15 protein-coding genes are annotated in these 17,656 nt (G+C 63.0%); 6 read left to right on the top strand and 9 right to left on the bottom strand.

The annotated features are described in order from the left end of the window. Positions 1-111: 111 nt before the first annotated feature. Complete coding sequence (locus AC1RBR_RS23925) at positions 112-2,205, top strand: mechanosensitive ion channel family protein (protein WP_492566888.1); 2,094 nt, start codon at positions 112-114, stop codon at positions 2,203-2,205. Between the two features lie 125 nt (positions 2,206-2,330). Here the strand turns inward: AC1RBR_RS23925 and AC1RBR_RS23920 are convergent, their stop codons facing one another. Next, positions 2,331-6,617 carry a DEAD/DEAH box helicase gene (locus tag AC1RBR_RS23920; RefSeq protein WP_492566886.1) on the bottom strand — a complete coding sequence of 1,429 codons (4,287 nt, stop codon included), beginning with the start codon at positions 6,615-6,617 and terminating at the stop codon, positions 2,331-2,333. Between the two features lie 297 nt (positions 6,618-6,914). On the opposite strand from AC1RBR_RS23920, the gene AC1RBR_RS23915 reads away from it, so the two are divergent. Both AC1RBR_RS23915 and AC1RBR_RS23910 read left to right on the top strand, forming a co-directional pair. Then, complete coding sequence (locus AC1RBR_RS23915) at positions 6,915-7,799, top strand: sugar nucleotide-binding protein (protein WP_492566885.1); 885 nt, start codon at positions 6,915-6,917, stop codon at positions 7,797-7,799. Next, positions 7,792-8,721, top strand: a complete 930-nt coding sequence (locus tag AC1RBR_RS23910; RefSeq protein ID WP_492566883.1) for an NAD-dependent epimerase/dehydratase family protein — start codon at positions 7,792-7,794, stop codon at positions 8,719-8,721. The genes AC1RBR_RS23915 and AC1RBR_RS23910 overlap by 8 nt, the downstream gene beginning before the upstream one ends. Positions 8,722-8,972: 251 nt before the next feature. On the opposite strand, the gene AC1RBR_RS23905 is transcribed toward AC1RBR_RS23910, so the two are convergent. From AC1RBR_RS23905 to AC1RBR_RS23885, 5 genes are all read right to left on the bottom strand, one after another. Then, positions 8,973-9,671: an OmpW/AlkL family protein gene (locus tag AC1RBR_RS23905; RefSeq protein ID WP_027612943.1), complete on the bottom strand. Its 699-nt coding sequence runs from the start codon at positions 9,669-9,671 to the stop codon at positions 8,973-8,975. Positions 9,672-9,895: 224 nt separating this feature from the next. Then, positions 9,896-10,414, bottom strand: a complete 519-nt coding sequence (locus AC1RBR_RS23900) for a DUF3299 domain-containing protein (RefSeq protein WP_204895774.1) — start codon at positions 10,412-10,414, stop codon at positions 9,896-9,898. Positions 10,415-10,425: 11 nt separating this feature from the next. Then, positions 10,426-11,691 carry an ABC transporter permease gene (locus AC1RBR_RS23895; RefSeq protein WP_007966122.1) on the bottom strand — a complete coding sequence of 422 codons (1,266 nt, stop codon included), beginning with the start codon at positions 11,689-11,691 and terminating at the stop codon, positions 10,426-10,428. Position 11,692: 1 nt separating this feature from the next. After that, positions 11,693-12,403 carry an ABC transporter ATP-binding protein gene (locus AC1RBR_RS23890; protein WP_007966120.1) on the bottom strand — a complete coding sequence of 237 codons (711 nt, stop codon included), beginning with the start codon at positions 12,401-12,403 and terminating at the stop codon, positions 11,693-11,695. Between the two features lie 138 nt (positions 12,404-12,541). Beyond that, positions 12,542-13,129 carry a DUF2796 domain-containing protein gene (locus tag AC1RBR_RS23885; RefSeq protein ID WP_492566881.1) on the bottom strand — a complete coding sequence of 196 codons (588 nt, stop codon included), beginning with the start codon at positions 13,127-13,129 and terminating at the stop codon, positions 12,542-12,544. Positions 13,130-13,264: 135 nt separating this feature from the next. Here AC1RBR_RS23885 and AC1RBR_RS23880 point away from each other — a divergent pair, with 135 nt between their 5' ends. Continuing rightward, positions 13,265-13,624 carry a hypothetical protein gene (locus AC1RBR_RS23880; protein WP_492566880.1) on the top strand — a complete coding sequence of 120 codons (360 nt, stop codon included), beginning with the start codon at positions 13,265-13,267 and terminating at the stop codon, positions 13,622-13,624. A gap of 110 nt (positions 13,625-13,734) precedes the next feature. On the opposite strand, the gene trxA is transcribed toward AC1RBR_RS23880, so the two are convergent. The 3 genes from trxA to AC1RBR_RS23865 form a co-directional block, all read right to left on the bottom strand. Beyond that, positions 13,735-14,607 (bottom strand): thioredoxin, encoded by an 873-nt coding sequence (gene trxA / locus AC1RBR_RS23875; protein ID WP_115986868.1) that lies wholly within the window; start codon positions 14,605-14,607, stop codon positions 13,735-13,737. A 188-nt stretch (positions 14,608-14,795) separates the two neighbouring features. Continuing rightward, a complete protein-coding gene (locus AC1RBR_RS23870) occupies positions 14,796-15,449 on the bottom strand; it encodes a class I SAM-dependent methyltransferase (protein WP_095139114.1) in 654 nt (217 codons plus the stop codon). Beyond that, positions 15,446-15,910, bottom strand: coding sequence for a hypothetical protein (locus AC1RBR_RS23865; protein ID WP_492566878.1), 465 nt, complete (start codon positions 15,908-15,910; stop codon positions 15,446-15,448). Before AC1RBR_RS23865 ends, AC1RBR_RS23870 begins: the two co-directional genes overlap by 4 nt. A gap of 128 nt (positions 15,911-16,038) precedes the next feature. On the opposite strand from AC1RBR_RS23865, the gene nrdR reads away from it, so the two are divergent. Together nrdR and ribD are read left to right on the top strand one after the other, a co-directional pair. Beyond that, positions 16,039-16,503: a transcriptional regulator NrdR gene (gene nrdR / locus AC1RBR_RS23860; RefSeq protein WP_003228656.1), complete on the top strand. Its 465-nt coding sequence runs from the start codon at positions 16,039-16,041 to the stop codon at positions 16,501-16,503. After that, positions 16,500-17,633, top strand: a complete 1,134-nt coding sequence (ribD, locus tag AC1RBR_RS23855) for a bifunctional diaminohydroxyphosphoribosylaminopyrimidine deaminase/5-amino-6-(5-phosphoribosylamino)uracil reductase RibD (RefSeq protein ID WP_492566876.1) — start codon at positions 16,500-16,502, stop codon at positions 17,631-17,633. Before nrdR ends, ribD begins: the two co-directional genes overlap by 4 nt. Positions 17,634-17,656: the final 23 nt, after the last annotated feature.

Here is a 17,656-nt window from a genome sequence, read left to right as displayed (position 1 = left end):
TTCGGTCGGCTCCCTCTCCCTCGGGGAGAGGGCTGGGGTGAGGGTGCTCTTGAACTTGCCAGACAATTACCGATCAGTTCCTTACAGGTTCAGCCAACGGAGAACGGAGTTTTGATCAAGTTCAGGATCGCCATTGTGCTGGGTGCGCTGCTGTTTCTCGGCACCAGCGAACTCGAAGCCGCCACGCTGCCGGGCGTTCCGGCCGCTGCTGAAGAGGCGGCCAAACCCGAGCCCATCGTGCAGGGCGGTCTGCTCGGTGCAATCAGTTCGAGCATCGACGATGTACAAGACAAACTCGATCTCAACGAGCATCTGGTCGACGCCTGGCGTCTGCGTGCCGATCGGGCGGCGGACGAAGTCGACAAACTGGTCAACCAACCGTCGAACCGATCCGGCTGGAGCGTCGCCGGAGATTTCCTGATGCTGTCCGGCGTGTGGCTTGGCGCCTTTGCGTTGCTCACGGTACTCGGCAGCCTGCTGGCCAAGCGGCTGAGTCAGGGCCGTTGGCTGCGTACCCGCCAACGCAGTCAGGATCTGGCGGGTTACCTGCTGCCGTACACCGTGCCGGCGCTGATCTGCCTGCCGCTGACGCTGTACGTCAGCCACTTTCTGCAAGCCTCGGTGGGTCGGGCGCTGGCGTTGTGTCTGGCGTATGCCACCAGCAGCGGGATTTTCTCCACCTCGATGCTGTTGTGCGTGGTGGTGATGTTCAACGTCGGGCACAAACGACCGGCCGCACGGATCATCCGCGACTACTGTCCGAAACCGCTGTTCCTGATCGGCTTTCTCGCCGCCCTCAGTGATGCGTTGACCAGTCCACAGATCGCCCGTCAGTTGGGTGGCAACATCACCAGTAGCGTTGCGGTGTTCACCGGGCTGATCGCCTCGATCATCTTTGGTCTGCTGGTGATTCGCCTGCGTCGGCCAGTGGCGCATCTGATTCGTAATCGACCGCTGGCGCAACGTCTGAAACAGCCGTCGCTGCAGGAGTCGCTGCGGATTTTTTCCGGGCTCTGGTACTGGCCGATCGTGCTGATGGTGCTGGTCTCGGCAGTCAATCTGATCGGCATCGGTGAGGACAATCAGAAGGCCCTGCGCTGTGCGCTGTTCACCACGGTGCTGCTGATCGGCACGGTGTTCCTCAGCACCATCCTCCAGCACCTGTTCAAGTCGCGAAAGGCCGAAGCGATCCAGCGCAGCAGCGCCTACAAGGAACGCTTTCTCAGCCTGTTGCACGCGTTGCTGCGGATTGTCATTGCGATTGCCTTCATCGATATTCTCGGGCGGATCTGGGGCGTTTCACTGCTCGATTTCGCCCAGAGCAGCACGATCGGCCGGGCGATCAGCAACGCGTTGAGCAGCATCGGCCTTATCTTCCTGGTCACGTGGCTGTTGTGGGTGGTGCTCGACACGGCGATTCAGGAAGCACTGAAACCACCGGTCAGCAAACGCTCATCGCGCCAGCCCAGCACTCGGGTGAAAACCATCCTGCCGCTGCTGCGTAACGCGATCAAAATCATCCTGGTGGTGATCTGCGCGATCACCACCATGGCCAACCTCGGCATCAACGTTGCGCCACTGTTGGCCGGTGCCGGGGTGGTCGGTCTGGCGATCGGTTTCGGTTCGCAGCAACTGGTGCAGGACGTGATCACCGGGCTGTTCATCATCATCGAGGACACCCTGTCGATCGGCGATTGGGTGGTGCTCGACTCCGGGCACGCCGGCACCGTAGAAGGCCTGACCATTCGCACGCTGCGCCTGCGTGACGGCAAGGGGTTTGTGCATTCGGTGCCGTTCGGCCAGATCAAGGCAGTGACCAATCAATCACGCCAGTTTGCCTACGCGTTTTTCTCGGTGCAGTTCACCTACGACACCGATGTCGACAAGGCCATCGAGCTGATCCGCGAGACTGGCGATTCGATCCGCGAAGACCCGTTCCTCAAGTACAACCTGCAAGGGCCGCTGGATGTGTTCGGGGTGGACCGGATGGACTTGAACGGTGTGGTGCTGACCGCACAATTCCGTACCGTGTCGGGCGGGCAATATGCAGTGAGCCGGGCGTTCAACCAGCGTTTGAAAAAGCTTGTGGATAACAGCCCTGAGGTGCATTTCGCGCAGACTTATCCACAGCAGGTTTTGTTGCCCAAACGGCAGGGTGAGGGGGCGCTTGTGGCGAGCGAGGTGCCGCAGAAGTCGAGTACTTGATTGCCGATTTCGCAGCGGGATTGCCGGCCTCTTCGCGAGCAAGCCCGCTCCCACAGGGTATCTACGGTGTTCACACATCCAGTGTGGGAGCGGGCTTGCTCGCGAAGGCGTCAGTCCAGTTCACATCAATGCCGGATCAGCTTGCCGCGCACCTGCTCCATGGCCACCTGATCCAGCTCAGTCCAGAAAACCTGCTTGCCAGCAATCTCGGCAGCAACCGGCACCCCATCCCGATACACCAACCGATTACTCACCAACGCCGGCACTTTCGCCCCCGGTAACAACGTCCCCGCCAGGTTCAACGGATCCACCCCGCACACCGCGATCAAATTGCCGTCATGCGCCCGCCGCCGAACCTCCCGCAGCAACGGAATCGCCTCCGGCAAGGCAAACTGTTCCCCCGCCAGCCCACTGACAAACCGCCCGCCGCGAATCTCGCCACGGGCCTCCAGCCGATGAAATGTGCGCAGCAATTCGCGCCAGCTCGGCAGCCAATCCGCCTCGCGCTCCAGCAGACGCCAGAACACCACGCCGTAGCGGCGCAGCAACGTCATCGCAACGTGTTCCAGCGTCTCGCTGTTGTCCACAGCTGCCCCGCGCCGCAACAACGCCCAGCGCCCGGCATCGTCCATGCCGCCGATAAACGCTCCACGTCCGCGACGACTGCTGCGTTGCTGGCGCTTGCTCGCCGGGGTAATCAACGCGCGCAAACCGGCGAAGCTGTCGGCATTCACCAGGCCGGCGCCAACCAGTTCCTGCAAGGCGATTTCCAGCTCGGTGCGCAGCAGATGCGCCTCGTGAATCAATTCATCGAAAAACAGTGCGCCGTGCTGACTCAGCGCCTCATGGACCTTTTGCGTTTTTGGCGACAGTTCACTGACCGGCGTCTGTTCGGCCAGCGCACTCCACAACCCGACCTGACTGCGCGGCAACAGCACAATCGGCGTACTGCGCAACGCCGTGCCGCTGACTTTCTGCCGGGCACTGAGCCGCGTCCACACCAGTTTGCCGTTGCGGCACAGGTCATCCAGCCAGCTAGGCGAATAGTCCTTCAGGCGTGCCGGGAGAATGTCGCTGTCCCACGCCGAAGCCGCTGCCGGGTAACCTTCGAACTGGCCGACAATCGCCGGCAACACCGCGCTGCCCTGACCGCGCGTAGGGGGGGACAGGTGCTGCCAGTCGAACAGAAAACGCATGAAATCCTGCAACGCCACCGGCTCGATTTCCCTACGCAAACGCTTGACGGTGTAGCGATGAATGCGCGCCAGCAGATGCCGCTCGCACCACTCTTCAACCGCTATGCCCGGGGTGAAATGCCCGCGCAACACATAGCCTTCGCGCTCCAGTTGCGCGATGGCTTGTGCGACTTGTGCAGTGGGCAAGGCCAGCGGTTCGACAATCGCCGGTAGCGGCAGCGGGCCGAACGCACCGAGCCGTGCTCGGATCACTTCGACCAACGCTTGCTCGAACGTCCACGGCTCGTTGAAACCGGGCAAGGCTTGCTGCTGCGGTTGCAGCGTGGCATGTGGATAAAGCGCCAACAGGCACGTCAGGCGTTCACGCGCCAACCACAACGAATGTTGAGGATTGATCATCAGGCGGCAGGCTCGACCACTGGCAGTCAATCTATCCAGCCATCCACGCCAATCCTCGTTGGCCTCAACTTCAGCCTCGTCGACGCACGCCAGGCTCATCAGCGCCTCGTGCATTTCATCGACGTTGGCCGGCGTCGGCCACGCTTCCTCGCGCACCGCGTTGATGGCGTCGGCGTCCAGCGCACCGAGATCGTCGGTGGACTGCGGATCGCTCCAGCGCCGGTTGATCACCGCTTGGGTGCGGCGTTCTTCCAGCGGCGCATCGTCGAGAAAGCTGTACGGCCGCGCGCTGAGAATTTCTGCCGCCAGCGGTGACGGCGCCGGCAGATCGCGGCTGATCAATCGCACCTCGCCGCGCTCCATGCGCCGCAGCAGGTTGAGCCAGCCGTCGCTGTCCATGGCCTCGTGCAGGCAGTCGTCGAGGGTTTGTTCCACCAGCGGATGTTCAGGGACTTCCCGCTCGCCGGCGAGGTTTTCCAGGCAGGCAATCTGATCGGGGAACACGCTGGCAATCAGGTCTTCGCTTTTCATCCGCTGCAACTGCGGCGCGACTTTGCGCCCCCCGGTAAAACGCGGCAACGCCAGCGCGACCCCGGCATTCCAGCGCCAGCGCACGCCGAACAACGGCGCGTCGAGAATTGCCTGAATCAGGATGTGCTCGGCGCTGTTGCTGTGCAGGTAGCGCCAGACATCATCCAGTTCGAAACTGTGACTGGTGGACAGCGACAACACGATCGCATCCTCACTGGCGGCAGCCTGCAGTTCGAAGTTGAAGGTGCGGCAGAAACGCTTGCGCAGGGCCAGGCCCCAGGCGCGGTTGATGCGGCTGCCGAAGGGTGAATGGATGATCAACTGGGTGCCGCCGGACTCGTCGAAAAACCGTTCCATCAACAGCGTGTCCTGCGAGGGCAGGGCGCCGAGGGTCAGGCGAGCGCGGGCGAGATAGTCCACCAGTTGTTCGGCGCTGGCGCGGTTCAGGCCGAGGGTTGCGGTCAGCCAGTCGAGTGCCGGTTGCAGATCGCCGGGGCTGGCGCCGAGCAACAGGTCGAGAGTCGCTTGCAGCCGCGCCACCGCCGCAGACAATTCATCGCTGCGCCCCGGGGCTTCGCCGAGCCAGAACGGAATGGTCGGCGGCTGGCCTTGGGCATCTTCGACCCGCACCTTGCCGGTTTCCACCCGCAGGATTCGGTAGGAGGTGTTGCCGAGCTGGAACACATCACCCGCGATGCTCTCCACGGCAAAGTCTTCGTTGACGCTGCCGATGCTCAGGCCCTGCGGTTCCAGCAGCACGCTGTAGTCGGCGTTGTCGGGGATAGTGCCGCCGCTGGTCACGGCGGTCAGTTGCGCGCCGCGACGGCCGCGCAGAGTGCGGCTGACGGCGTCGCGGTGCAGGTAAGCGCTGCGGATGCCCTGACGACCGTTATAGCCTTCAGCGAGCATCGCCAGCAGCGCCTGATAGTGTTTTTCGTCGAGATCGCGGTAGGGCGAGGCTTTGCGGAACAGTGCCAGCAGCGCATCTTCCGCCCATTCCCGGCAACTGACTTCGGCGATGATCTGCTGCGCCAGTACATCCAGTGGCGCTTGGGGAATGTGCAGGGTGTCGAGTTCGCCACGGCGCACGCAGTCGAGCAGGGCGGTGCATTCGATCAGGTCGTCGCGAGTAGTGGCGAACAAGCGGCCCTTGGGTGTACCGCCGACCTGGTGCCCGGAGCGCCCGACTCTTTGCAGAAACCCGGCAATCGAACGCGGCGAGGCGATCTGACAGACCAGATCGACTTCACCGATATCGATGCCCAATTCCAGTGAGGCCGTGGCGATCAGCACTTGCAGTTCGCCGCGCTTGAGCCGCTGTTCGGCGTCGAGGCGAAATTCCTTGGCCAGGCTGCCGTGGTGCGCGGCCACCGCGTGCTTGCCGAGGCGCTCGCTGAGGTGGCGGCTAAGGCGTTCGGCCAGGCGTCGGGTATTGACGAAAATCAGCGTGGTGCGGTGCTCGCGGGCCAGTTCGGCGAGGCGGTCGTAGACCAGTTCCCAGACATCGTTGGCCATCACTGCCGACAACGGCACCGGCGGCACTTCGATGCCCAGATCCCGTGGCCGGGCGTGGCCGATGTCGATGATCTCGCAGGGGCGATCGGTGCCGACCAGAAACCGTGCCACGGCATCGATCGGCTTTTGCGTAGCGGACAAGCCGATGCGGGTCAAGGGGTCGGCACACAGCGCCTGCAGGCGTTCGAGGCTCAGCGCCAGGTGGCTGCCGCGTTTGCCGGCCGCGATGGCGTGAATCTCGTCGATGATCACCGTGCGTGTGCTGCCGAGCATTTTGCGTCCGGACTCGGAGCCGAGCAGCACGTACAGCGATTCCGGGGTGGTCACCAAGATGTGCGGCGCACTTTTGCGCATGGCGGCGCGGTCTTTTTGCGGGGTGTCGCCGGTGCGCACTGCCGTGGTGATCTGCAATTCGGGCAGGCCCATCTGGCGCAGCTGCTCGGTGATTCCGGCCAGCGGAGTTTGCAGGTTGATGCGGATGTCGTTGGACAGCGCCTTGAGCGGCGAAACGTAAACCACCAGGGTTTCGTCGGGCAGGCCTTCGGGATTTTCCAGGCCACGGTGGACGAGGTCGTCGAGCACGGCGAGAAACGCGGTAAGGGTTTTACCGGAGCCGGTGGGCGCAGCAATCAGCGTCGAGCGGCGCTGGCGGATCAACGGCCATGCGCGGGCCTGAGCGGCGGTGACCGTCGGGAAGGTGCTGCTGAACCAGGCGCTGACGGCGGGGTGAAAGCCTGCCAGGGCGGCGTCCTTGGGGATGGGCAGATTCATGGCTCAAGTTATGCGGGTGGGGGCGGCAAGATGCAAGTACCGCTGGGATCTTCAGCGTTTAGCCGGGCCTCTTCGCGAGCAAGCCCGCTCCCACAGGGGAATGCGGTCAACTGTAGGAGTGAGCCTGCTCGCGATGGGGCCCGTTGATTCAGCACAATTCCCGGCGATCTATACTTTACGGGTGACGGTTGCGCACTAAACCCGCAAAATGCAACGATTCCGGCAATTATCGACGACGGGTGTCACAAGCACCGTCGCTAAAGCCATCGTTCCAATCAGACTGGGCCTGCTGACTCTATGCGAATGCGCCTTATGTTACTGGGCGGCGGAAATGCCCTTGGGCAGGCGCTGATTCGCCTCGGTGCGGAGGAAGACATCGGTTTCCTCGCCCCCCGCCCGCCAGAAGACGGCTGGGATGCCGCGAGCCTGACGCAACTGCTCGACGATACCCGTCCGGATGCGTTGATCAACCTCGCCTACTATTTCGACTGGTTCCAGGCCGAGACCGTCAGCGAAATCCGACTGGCCGGGCAGGAACGCGCCATCGAGCGGCTGGCCGAGCTTTGCCAGCACCACAACATCATCCTCGTGCAGCCTTCCAGCTATCGGGTGTTCGACGGTTCGCGGGCGACCGCCTACAGCGAAAAAGACGAGCCGGTGCCGCTGGGCCTGCGCGGTCAGGCACTGTGGCGCATCGAGCAAAGTGTCCGCGCCACTTGCCCACAACACGTGTTGCTGCGCTTCGGCTGGCTGCTCGATGACAGCCCTGAAGGCACCCTCGGGCGCTTCCTCGCCCGCGCCGAACAACCGGAAGAATTGCTCATGGCCGATGACCGTCGGGGCAATCCGACTCCGGTCGATGACGCCGCACGGGTGATCATTTCGGTGCTCAAGCAACTCGATTGCGCGGCGCCGCTGTGGGGCACTTACCATTACGCCGGCCACGAAGCGACCACGCCGCTGGCACTCGGGCAGGCGATTCTGACCGAAGCGCGCAGCCTGCATCAGTTGGCAATCGAAGCACCGACCGCTCAGGCCCACGCCGCGCGGCCGGACGCCGCCGAGGAACCGCAGCACGCGGTACTCGCCTGCAAGAAAATTCTGCACACTTTCGGGATCAAGCCCCGCGCCTGGCGCGCCGCACTCCCGGCTTTACTGGATAGGTTTTATCGTCATGGCTGAAGGCCCTGTTTTAATCACCGGCGGCGCCGGTTTCATCGGCTCGCACCTGACGGATGCGTTGCTCGCCACCGGCCATTCAGTGCGGATTCTCGATGATCTGTCGACCGGCAAACGTGCCAACCTGCCGCTGGACAACCCGCAGGTCGAACTGATCGTCGGTGACGTCGCCGATGCCGCGCTGGTCGCGCAGGCCATGCACGGCTGCAGCGCCGTCGCCCACCTGGCCGCGGTGGCTTCGGTGCAGGCGTCGGTGGACGACCCGGTGAAAACCCACCAGAGCAATTTCATTGGCACCCTGAATGTCTGCGAAGCCATGCGCCAGGCCGGGGTCAAGCGTGTGCTCTACGCGTCGAGCGCAGCGGTGTATGGCAACAACGGTGAAGGCGAGTCGATCGACGAAGACACACCAAAAGCCCCGCTGACCCCGTATGCCTCGGACAAACTGGCCGGCGAGCACTACTTCGATTTCTACCGTCGCCAGCATGGCCTGGAGCCGGTGATCTTCCGCTTCTTCAACATCTTCGGCCCACGCCAGGATCCGTCCTCGCCGTACTCCGGGGTCATCAGCATCTTCAGCGAGCGGGCGCAGAAAGGCCTGCCGATCACCGTGTTCGGCGATGGCGAGCAAACCCGCGATTTCCTCTATGTCGAGGATCTGGTCGATGTGCTGGTGCAGGCAATCGACAAGCCTGAAGTGGAAGTGGGCGCGATGAACGTCGGCTGGAATCAGGCGATGAACCTCAAGCAGATGTTGCAAGCACTGCAGGAAGTGGTTGGCGAGCTGCCCCCGGTCAGCTACGGCCCGGCGCGCTCCGGCGACATCCGTCATTCGCGGGCGAACAACACGCGTTTGCTGCAACGCTTCAAGCTGCCAGAGCCGACGCCGATGCGCGTGGGGCTGGCGCGGTTGCTGGGACGCTAAATCGAAAAAACAAAAAAGGCGCCTTTGCAGGCGCCTTTTTTGTGGGCGGGGTATCGATTTGTCGCTCGGTGCAATCCCTGTGGCGAGGGAGCTTGCTCCCGCTCGACTGCGAAGCAGTCGCAAATTCAGTCAACGCGGTTTTTCTGAAGCACCGCTTTTGTCTTGTTCAGGGCTGCTTCGCAGCCCAGCGGGAGCAAGCTCCCTCGCCACATTAGCCCGCATTCACCACCACGCGAATGTTCGAATGTTGCTTAGAACTTGTAGCCCAGACCCACCATGTACACAAACGGATCGACATCAACATTGACCTTGGCACGGGTGCCCGGCGCCACGGCGTTGTTCTCGACGGTGGCTCGAGTATCGATGTCGATGTAGCGCACCTGGGCGTTGAGCATGATGTTGTCGGTCAGCATGTAGTCGGCGCCGACCTGCCAGGCCAGCCCCCAGGAGTTTTTCGCCTTGAAGTTGCTGAAGCCGTTGGACTGGGCTTCGCTGCCGACATGCTCGTCGTAGATCCAGGTGTAGTTGATGCCGCCGCCGATGTAGGGCTGGAACGGCGATTTCGCATCCAGCGGGTAGTACACGACGCTGAGGGTGGGCGGCAGGTGTTTCAGGGTGCCGAGTTTGCCGTTGGCGGCTGGCAGCGCGGTGCCTTTGATTTTCACGTCATGCTCGAACGGCGAGGCCGCCAGCAACTCGATCCCGATGTTGTTGGTCAGCATGTAGGCGAAGTTCAGACCCAGTTGGGTGTCGCTGCTCATGGTCGCCTTGCCGCCCAGGTTGGTGCCGCTCAACGGGCCCTGATCGACCTTGACATTGGAGCTGTCGGCCTTCGGGTTGACGGTGATCGCACCGGCGCGAACGATGATGTCGCCGGCTTCGTGGGCGTGGGCGAGCGGGGCTGCGAGCGCGAGGGCAAACAGCGAGGCGCTGAGCAAGGACTTGTTCATGGGGGCTCCAAAAGGACGTTAAAAGTTTCTGATGTCCTATGGTATGAAGCCAACTGATACGGTCTTTTGACTCAGCTCAATGAAACAGTGATGCCGCGGTTTTTTGTGGAACCTTGGCCGGCCCCTTCGCGAGCAAGTCCGCTCCCACTTTGGAACGCGGTCACCTGTGGGAGCGGGCTTGCTCGCGAAGAGGCCGGATCAAACAATACAAAAACTACCGGGATTCACTCCGGCAGCTCATACACATAAATCTTGTCCGCCGCCATCTGATACCCGGCATCGGCCAGTTCGCTGGTGGACGCCTTGACCTGCAACGGTCCCTCGACCCAGTACGGCTGATACAGCTCGTCGAGCTTCACGCCCAGCTCGCTTTTCACATGCACGATCTGGTTCGACGGCGGTGGCGGTACATGGATGCAAGCGCCGAAGTACGGCACCAGCAGGAAGTCGGTGGTGCGTCCTTCTTCATTGACTTCCAGCGGCACGATGTAGCCCGGCAGGCGGATGTTCTGCCCGTCGAGACTCTGCACCACCGGCGCGTTGGGCATGTCCTGCTTGGCGGCTGGCGCCGACTCGGCGGACAGCGCATCACTCATCTTCGACAGGTCGTGCAACGGCGTCATGTTCGGCACTTCCGGCGCGGCGTCCGGTGGGATCATCTCCGACCAGGTCAGGTCTTTCGGCGCCGCTGCCCACACAGGCAGGGCAACCAGCAACAGCAGCGCGAGCACGGCGCGGGGCATGGTGAATATCCTCATAAACGGATCGACAGGCCATCGGCCAGGGATTGGCGATACGCGCGCCAGGCCGGCACGCTGCCCATCAGCAGCGCGGCCGCCAGAATGCCACCGAGCAGCGTCCATTCATACTCGCTCGGCCACGCCAGTGGCAGATACAAACCGTAATTGGCCTGTACATAGCCCTGCGCGGCAGCGATGCCGATGTACAGCAAGGCCAGTCCTGCGATCACTCCGGTCAGTGCCAAGGCGAAGGCCTCCAGCACCAGAAGACTCGCGATGTGCCACGGCCTCGCGCCGACCGAACGCAGAATTGCCATCTCGCGGCGACGCTCGTTGAGGCTGGTGAGAATCGCCGTGAGCATGCCGATCAACCCGGTCAGCACCACGAACAGCGAGACCACGAACAAGGCTTTTTCCGCCGTGCTCATAAGGCTCCACAACTCCTGCAAGGCCACGCCCGGCAGGATCGCCAGCATCGGCTCGCCACGGAATTCGTTGATCTCGCGTTGCAGGGCGAAGGTGGAAATCTTGCTGTTGAGGCCGAGCATGAACGCGGTGATCGCCTGTGGCGTCAGGTCCATGTTGCGTGCCTGATCCGCCGTGATCCGCCCGTTGCCCCGGGCCGGCACACCGTTGTGCCAATCGATGTGAATCGCCTCCATGCCGCCGAGGCTGATGTGCAACGTGCGATCCACCGGCGTGCCGGTACGCTTGAGAATGCCGACCACGGTGAACGGTTTGTCATCGTGCTTGACCAGACTGATCGCCGCCACGCCGTGGGCCAGCACCAGTTGGTCGCCGAGCTTGTAATGCAGCGCTTCGGCGACTTCGGCGCCGAGCACCACTTCGAACGGATCGGTGGCAAACGCCCGGCCGTCAGCCAGTTGCAGATGCTGCTGGCGCCCGTACTGGTAATGCTCAAAATACGCTTCAGTGGTGCCCATCACCCGGTAGCCGCGATGGGAGTCGCCGAGGGACATCGGGATCGCCCATTTCACTTTCGGGTTGCTGGCGAAGTGTTCGAAGCTGTCCCAACGGATGTTGTTGGTCGCGTTACCGATGCGGAACACCGAGTACAGCAGCAGGTTCACCGAACCGGAGCGGGCGCCGACGATCAGGTCGGTGCCGCTGATGGTGCTGGCGAAACTGGCCTTGGCCTCGGTGCGCACGCGCTCGACGGCAAGTAACAGGCACACCGACAGAGCAATGGCGAACGCGGTGAGCAGGGCGGTAAAGCGGCGGTTGGCCAGGCTGGCCATGGCCAGACGAAACAGATACATCTCAGACCTCGGCAGACGTGGCGGCGCGATTGAGCTCGGCCAGGGACAGGTGACGGTCGAACAGCGGCGCCAGGCTCTGGTCGTGGCTGACGAACAACAGGCTCGATCCGGCTTCGCGGCATTCGGCGAACAGCAGGCGAATGAAGTTTTCCCGGGCGTCGTAATCCAGCGCCGAGGTCGGTTCGTCGGCGATCACCAGTTCCGGTTGGCCGATCAACGCGCGGGCGGCGGCGACCCGTTGCTGCTGACCGATCGACAGCGAATCGGCGCGACGACCGAGGATGCTTTCATCCTTCAGACCCAGGTGAGCGAGCAGGGTAGCGGCGGCTTGATCGACGCTGCCGTGACGCTGTTTCGCCCGCTCGGCACGCAGTTTGGAGAAGTGGCAGGGCAACTCGACGTTCTCACGCACCGAGAGAAAAGGCAGCAGGTTGAACTGCTGGAAGATGTAGCCGGTGTGGTCGACACGAAAGCGGTCGCGGGCGCCGGCACCGAGTTCGGTCAGCTCCTGGCCGAGCAGACGAATGCTGCCGCGCCCGGGTTTCTGCACGCCACCGAGCAGGCCGAGCAGGGTGGTCTTGCCACTGCCGCTGGGACCTTTGAGGAACAGGGTTTCGCCCGGCTCCAGGCGAAACGCCGGGATGTCCAGCAGAGGCGGGTGACCGGGCCAGTTGAAGCCAAGGTCGGACAGTTCGATGAGTGCTTGGGTCATGGCACCAATTTCATGGAGTGAACACATAACCCTGTGGGAGCGGGCTTGCTCGCGAACGCGGTGGATCAGCCAAATCTATGTTGACTGACACACCGCATTCGCGAGCAAGCCCGCTCCCACAGGGGATTATCGGTGTGATCAGAAATTCAAGGCAGCCGCCTTGGCCGTCACTTCGGTACCTTGCTGGCCGCTCGGGCCGATCAGTTGTACCTGAATTTTCTGAGTGGCCGGGAAGGTATTGAAGAGGTTCGCCAGATCCAGCGTCTTCAAGGCACCTGGTGCAGCGCAACTGAATTGGTAGTGTGCGTGGATTTCGCTGTGATCGTGGTGATGCGCTTCACCGCCCTTGGCATCTTCGTCATGCTCGTCGGCAGCCGGTTTGTCGCCGAACAGCGGGCTTTCCAGTTCCTGGCTGGTGACTTTGCAACCAGCGGCGGCTGGCAGGCTGAACAGCGCCAGCGGGTTTTCCAGTTTGGCGCGGGCGGCGGCGACCTTGGCCTTGTCGGCGTCGGAGGTGGCGGCATGTTCGAAGCCCACCAGGTTCATCGCCGGGCTTTCCAGTTCCAGCTCCAGGGTCTGGCCGTCGAGTGCGGCGTTCAAGCGTCCGACGCCATGTTCGTGGGCGCCGAGGCTGCCGTGCTCGTGGTCATGATCGTGCTCATCGGCGGCGTGGGCGATGGCCAGCGGCAACAGGGCAAACGGCAAAGCGAGCAGCAGACGACGCATGGCGGTCTCCGGGAAGTAAAGTGAAGAGTTTGTTATGTAATCTTATAACGAAAGCCCGCAGAGTTTGCCCGTGCGCTTGGCGATGCACAAGTCCCGTGGGAGCATGCAGGTCAGAAATGTGCAGGAGCGAAGCAGATGTTGCGGATACGCGGAACCGTCGGCGCGATGCCGGTGGATTTGACGGTGGAACTGGATGACAGCGATTGGGCGAAGCTCGGCGCAGCCCTTGGCGCGCAGCCGCAGGGCGATCAGCCTGAAACGGCATTGAGCACGCCGGCAGCGAAACCACTGAACCAGGATGATGCGTTGTGGCAGGTGGCGAAAGATCTGTTGCGCAAGGCCGGGCAGCTCAGCGGGCCGGATTTGCTGGAGCAGCTTGAGGGGTTGACCGGTAGCGCGGCGGCGGGCAAGCGCCTGCTGGTGCGCCTGCGCCACAGTTCACAGGTGAAAGTGGCGAGCGGCGGGGATACGCCGCTTTACAGCTGGATCGAGTGAAACGCAAAAGATCGCTGCCTGCGGCAGCTCCTGCAGTTTCAGCGTTCGTCCGCAAACACGGGTGAACACGATCAAATGTAGGAGCTGCCGCAGGCTGCGATCTTTTGATCTTAATAAAGCGCAGCGAACACCTTGCGCCGGTAAGCGGTCACCAGCGGGTGATCATTGCCCAGCAGTTCGAACACCTGCAGCAAGGTCTTGTGCGGCAACCCTTCGCCGTAGCTGCGGTTGCGGATGAACAGCTTGAGCAAGGCCTCCAGCGCCGCTTCGTATTGCTGACGCGCCAGTTGCTGGATCGCCAGTTGATACACCGCCTCGTCGTCCTGCGGATTTTGTGCAAGGCGCGCCTTGAGGTCGGCGGCATCCGGCAGATCGCGGGCCAGGCCGAGGAACTTGATCTGCGCCTTGGCCCCGGCCAGCGCGGCCTTGTGTTCATCGCTCTTGACCGCGTCGAGCACGGTTTGCGCTTCGCCCAGTTCGCCGCGCTCGGTCAGGCAGCGGGCATAGAGGATCAGCGCCTTGGCGTTGCTGTTGTCTTCGTTGAGCATCACCACCAGCGCCGCTTCGGCATCGGCGTAACGGCCATCGTCAAACAGCGCTTGCGCCTGTTCGAACGGGTCGGCAGCGGCCGGCGGCGGCATCTGCACATGCGGTTCGAGCAGGGCGCGCACCGCGGATTCCGGCTGCGCACCGGCAAAGCCGTCCACTGGCTGACCGTCCTTGAACAGCACCACGGTCGGCAGGCTGCGGATACCGAAGCGGGCGACGATGTCCTGTTCGATGTCGCAGTTGACCTTGGCCAGCAGCAGTTCACCCTGATAGCTCTCGGCAATGCCTTGCAGCATCGGCATCAACGCCTTGCACGGCGCACACCACTCGGCCCAGAAATCCACCAGCACCGGTTTGTTGAAGGAGGCTTCGATTACCGACTGGTCGAAATCGGCAGTCGTGGCGTCGAAGATGTACGGCGTTTGCTGACTCATGGGGGATCTCGTAAAAGCGTGGATGGGGCAACTATACGGCTTGGTGGGGTGTGGCCGGAAGCGGGACAGGTTTTAGAGTTGTGTCGCCCGGCAGGACGCTTTCGCGAGCAAGCCCGCTCCCACATTTGGAATGCGTTACCCCTGTGGGAGCGGGCTTGCTCCGGGCGGCGATCCGACGAAGCTTTTAACTAGCGACGCGCGTGGTACAGGCTCACATGCCGAAATTCTTCCGGCTCCGCCAGATCGGGCAAGGTCATCGCCTCAAGCATTTCAATACGCTCATACAGCGGATGGCGAAAATCCCGAACCCGCGAATCTGCTACCAGCGCCTCGCGGCCACGGCTGAGAAATGCGTCGAGCAGCGGCAGGTTCTCGCGGTCGTAGAGCACGTCCGCCACCAGAATCAGATCGAAGCGATCAGCCTCGGCGAAGAAGTCCGTCGAATAGCTCATCTGCACGTCATTGAGTTCAGCATTGGCCCGGCACGCGGCAATCGCCAGCGGATCGAGGTCGCAGGCCACCACTTCCAGCGCCCCGGCCTTCACGGCGGCGATCCCGGCAATGCCCGAGCCGGCGCCGAAATCCAGCACGCGCTTGCCGCGCACCCATTCCGGGAACTCGGCCAGATAGCGCGCCACCGCCAGACCGCTGGCCCAGCAGAAGCTCCAGTAGGGCGGTTCGTGGAGGATGCGCCGGGTTTCATCCGGGCTGAACTCGCGGTGCATGTTGTCACCGTCGATCAGCCACAGCTGCAGATCGGTATCCGGTAATGCGCAGGCCTTGAGCCGCGCATCACCGAGCAATTCCCCCAGTGCCTGTTGCAGGTCGAGCGGTGCCGTCATGGTGCTTTGACAAATTGCAGCTGGCCCATTGCCTGAGTGGTCGGCTGGGTGATGGTTTGCGACGGCAGGTGCAGGATCAACTGGCCCGACTGCGTGGCACGACCGCGCAGCTCAACCCGTGCGCCGGCCGGAAAGGACTCCGGATTGAAACGCAGGCGAAACGGCAGGATCTGGTTGTTGCCGATCAGGCTGGAACTGGCGAGCAGTTGTTGCGGGCGCGATTTTTCATCGATCACCAGCAGCGCCAGCTCGACTTCAGCCCCGGCCGGCACGCCTTGCAGGGTGCCGCTCAGTTCCCGTTGATGGGCCGGCAGCGGGCCGAGGTCGGCGGCCTCTTTGGCTTTTTTCTGCGCCTGTTGCGGCGCAGGGCCCGGTGTCGGCGGCTGCGGCTTGGGTTTATCACTGCCGCAGGCCACCAGCAGGGCGAAAAGACTGAGCAAAACGAGCGGTCGTAGCGGCATTGGCAGCTCCAGCAAAATGAAATCCATGGATCAAACGATCATGCCAGTCTGTATACCGCAAACCCTATGGCTTGTCTTGCCACGGGGATGCGCTACCATGGCCCTCCCTTTTTTTGTTGCCAGCCACCATGCACTGTCCCTTCTGCGGTGCCAACGACACCAAGGTCATCGACTCGCGTCTGGTCGCCGAGGGCGAACAGGTGCGCCGCCGGCGTGAATGCCTGGCCTGCGGCGAACGTTTCACGACATTCGAGACGGCCGAACTGGTGTTGCCGCGCCTGATCAAAACCGACGGCAGCCGCCAACCGTTCGACGAAGAAAAACTCCGCGCCGGCATGCAACGCGCGCTGGAGAAACGTCCGGTGAGCGTCGAGCGCCTTGAATCCTCTCTGGTCCACATCAAACACAAGCTGCGCGCCACCGGCGAGCGCGAGGTCAAATCCCTCGTGGTCGGCGAACTGGTGATGGCCGAGCTGCAAAAGCTCGATGAAGTGGCCTACATCCGTTTCGCTTCGGTCTACCGGCGTTTCCAGGACCTCAACGAGTTCCGCGAAGAGATCGACCGCCTCGCCCGCGAACCGGTGAAAGAATGACCCGCGCCGCCGAGCAGGCGATCCTCGACGCCCACTTCATGGCGCGCGCGCTGGAACTGGCGCGCAAGGGCCACTACACCACCCATCCCAATCCACGGGTTGGCTGCGTGATCGTGCGTGACGGGCAGATTGTCGGCGAAGGCTTTCACGAGCGCGCCGGCGAACCCCACGCCGAGGTCCACGCCCTGCGCGCTGCCGGTGAACTGGCCCGGGGCGCCACGGCTTACGTGACCCTTGAGCCGTGCAGCCACCATGGCCGCACGCCGCCTTGCGCCGATGCGTTGGTGACTGCCGGGGTTGCTCGGGTGGTCGCCGCGATGCGCGATCCGAACCCACAGGTCGCCGGGCGTGGCTTGCAGCGTCTGGCTGATGCCGGCATCGCCACCGAAAGCGGCGTGCTGGAAACCGAGGCGCGCCAGCTCAATCAAGGTTTCCTCAAGCGCATGGAACACGGCTTGCCGTTCGTCCGGGTCAAGCTGGCGATGAGTCTGGACGGTCGCACGGCGATGGAAAGCGGCGAGAGCCAGTGGATCACCGGCCCGGCCGCGCGTTCCGCTGTGCAGCGTTTGCGCGCGCAGGCTGCCGTGGTGCTGACCGGCGCCGATACCGTACTGGCCGACGGCGCACGTTTGACCGTGCGCGCCGACGAACTGGGTCTGGATGCCGAGCAAACCGCACTGGCCATCAGCCGTCCGCCGCTGCGGGTGCTGATCGACGGGCGCTTGCGGGTGCCGTTGGATGCGCCGTTCTTCAAGGCCGGCCCGGCGCTGGTCGCCACCTGCATGGCGGTCGAAGAGCAATATGCCAATGGCCCTGAATGTTTGATCGTGCCGGGTGACGACGGTCAGGTCGATCTGCATCAACTGCTGATCGAACTGGCCAACCGTGGCGTCAACGAAGTTCTGGTCGAGGCCGGCCCGCGTCTGGCTGGCGCGTTTGCCCAACTCGGTCTGGTCGACGAGTTCGTGATCTTCATCGCCGGCAAGTTCCTCGGCTCCACGGCGCGGCCGCTGCTGGACTGGCCGCTGGCCCATATGAAGGACGCCCCCGAACTCAAAATCACTGAAATCCGCGCGGTTGGCGATGACTGGCGAGTCACTGCGGCGCCAGTCGTTTCAGCGAGCGTATAATTCCCGGCCATCGCCTTAGCGCT

The organism is Pseudomonas sp. GW823-FHT01D03 (assembly GCF_058798255.1).
This window is presented reverse-complemented; position numbering and strand designations above follow the sequence as displayed.

What these genes read in the sequence shown, in the direction of transcription:
- AC1RBR_RS23885 (WP_492566881.1), bottom strand. Translation starts at nt 13,129, where the DNA reads ATGCGTCGTCTGCTGCTCGCTTTGCCGTTTGCCCTGTTGCCGCTGGCC.
- AC1RBR_RS23915 (WP_492566885.1), top strand. Translation starts at nt 6,915, where the DNA reads ATGCGAATGCGCCTTATGTTACTGGGCGGCGGAAATGCCCTTGGGCAG.
- AC1RBR_RS23910 (WP_492566883.1), top strand. Translation starts at nt 7,792, where the DNA reads ATGGCTGAAGGCCCTGTTTTAATCACCGGCGGCGCCGGTTTCATCGGC.
- trxA (WP_115986868.1), bottom strand. Translation starts at nt 14,607, where the DNA reads ATGAGTCAGCAAACGCCGTACATCTTCGACGCCACGACTGCCGATTTC.
- AC1RBR_RS23920 (WP_492566886.1), bottom strand. Translation starts at nt 6,617, where the DNA reads ATGAATCTGCCCATCCCCAAGGACGCCGCCCTGGCAGGCTTTCACCCC.
- ribD (WP_492566876.1), top strand. Translation starts at nt 16,500, where the DNA reads ATGACCCGCGCCGCCGAGCAGGCGATCCTCGACGCCCACTTCATGGCG.
- AC1RBR_RS23870 (WP_095139114.1), bottom strand. Translation starts at nt 15,449, where the DNA reads ATGACGGCACCGCTCGACCTGCAACAGGCACTGGGGGAATTGCTCGGT.
- AC1RBR_RS23905 (WP_027612943.1), bottom strand. Translation starts at nt 9,671, where the DNA reads ATGAACAAGTCCTTGCTCAGCGCCTCGCTGTTTGCCCTCGCGCTCGCA.
- AC1RBR_RS23900 (WP_204895774.1), bottom strand. Translation starts at nt 10,414, where the DNA reads ATGCCCCGCGCCGTGCTCGCGCTGCTGTTGCTGGTTGCCCTGCCTGTG.
- AC1RBR_RS23880 (WP_492566880.1), top strand. Translation starts at nt 13,265, where the DNA reads ATGTTGCGGATACGCGGAACCGTCGGCGCGATGCCGGTGGATTTGACG.
- AC1RBR_RS23895 (WP_007966122.1), bottom strand. Translation starts at nt 11,691, where the DNA reads ATGTATCTGTTTCGTCTGGCCATGGCCAGCCTGGCCAACCGCCGCTTT.
- AC1RBR_RS23865 (WP_492566878.1), bottom strand. Translation starts at nt 15,910, where the DNA reads ATGCCGCTACGACCGCTCGTTTTGCTCAGTCTTTTCGCCCTGCTGGTG.
- nrdR (WP_003228656.1), top strand. Translation starts at nt 16,039, where the DNA reads ATGCACTGTCCCTTCTGCGGTGCCAACGACACCAAGGTCATCGACTCG.
- AC1RBR_RS23890 (WP_007966120.1), bottom strand. Translation starts at nt 12,403, where the DNA reads ATGACCCAAGCACTCATCGAACTGTCCGACCTTGGCTTCAACTGGCCC.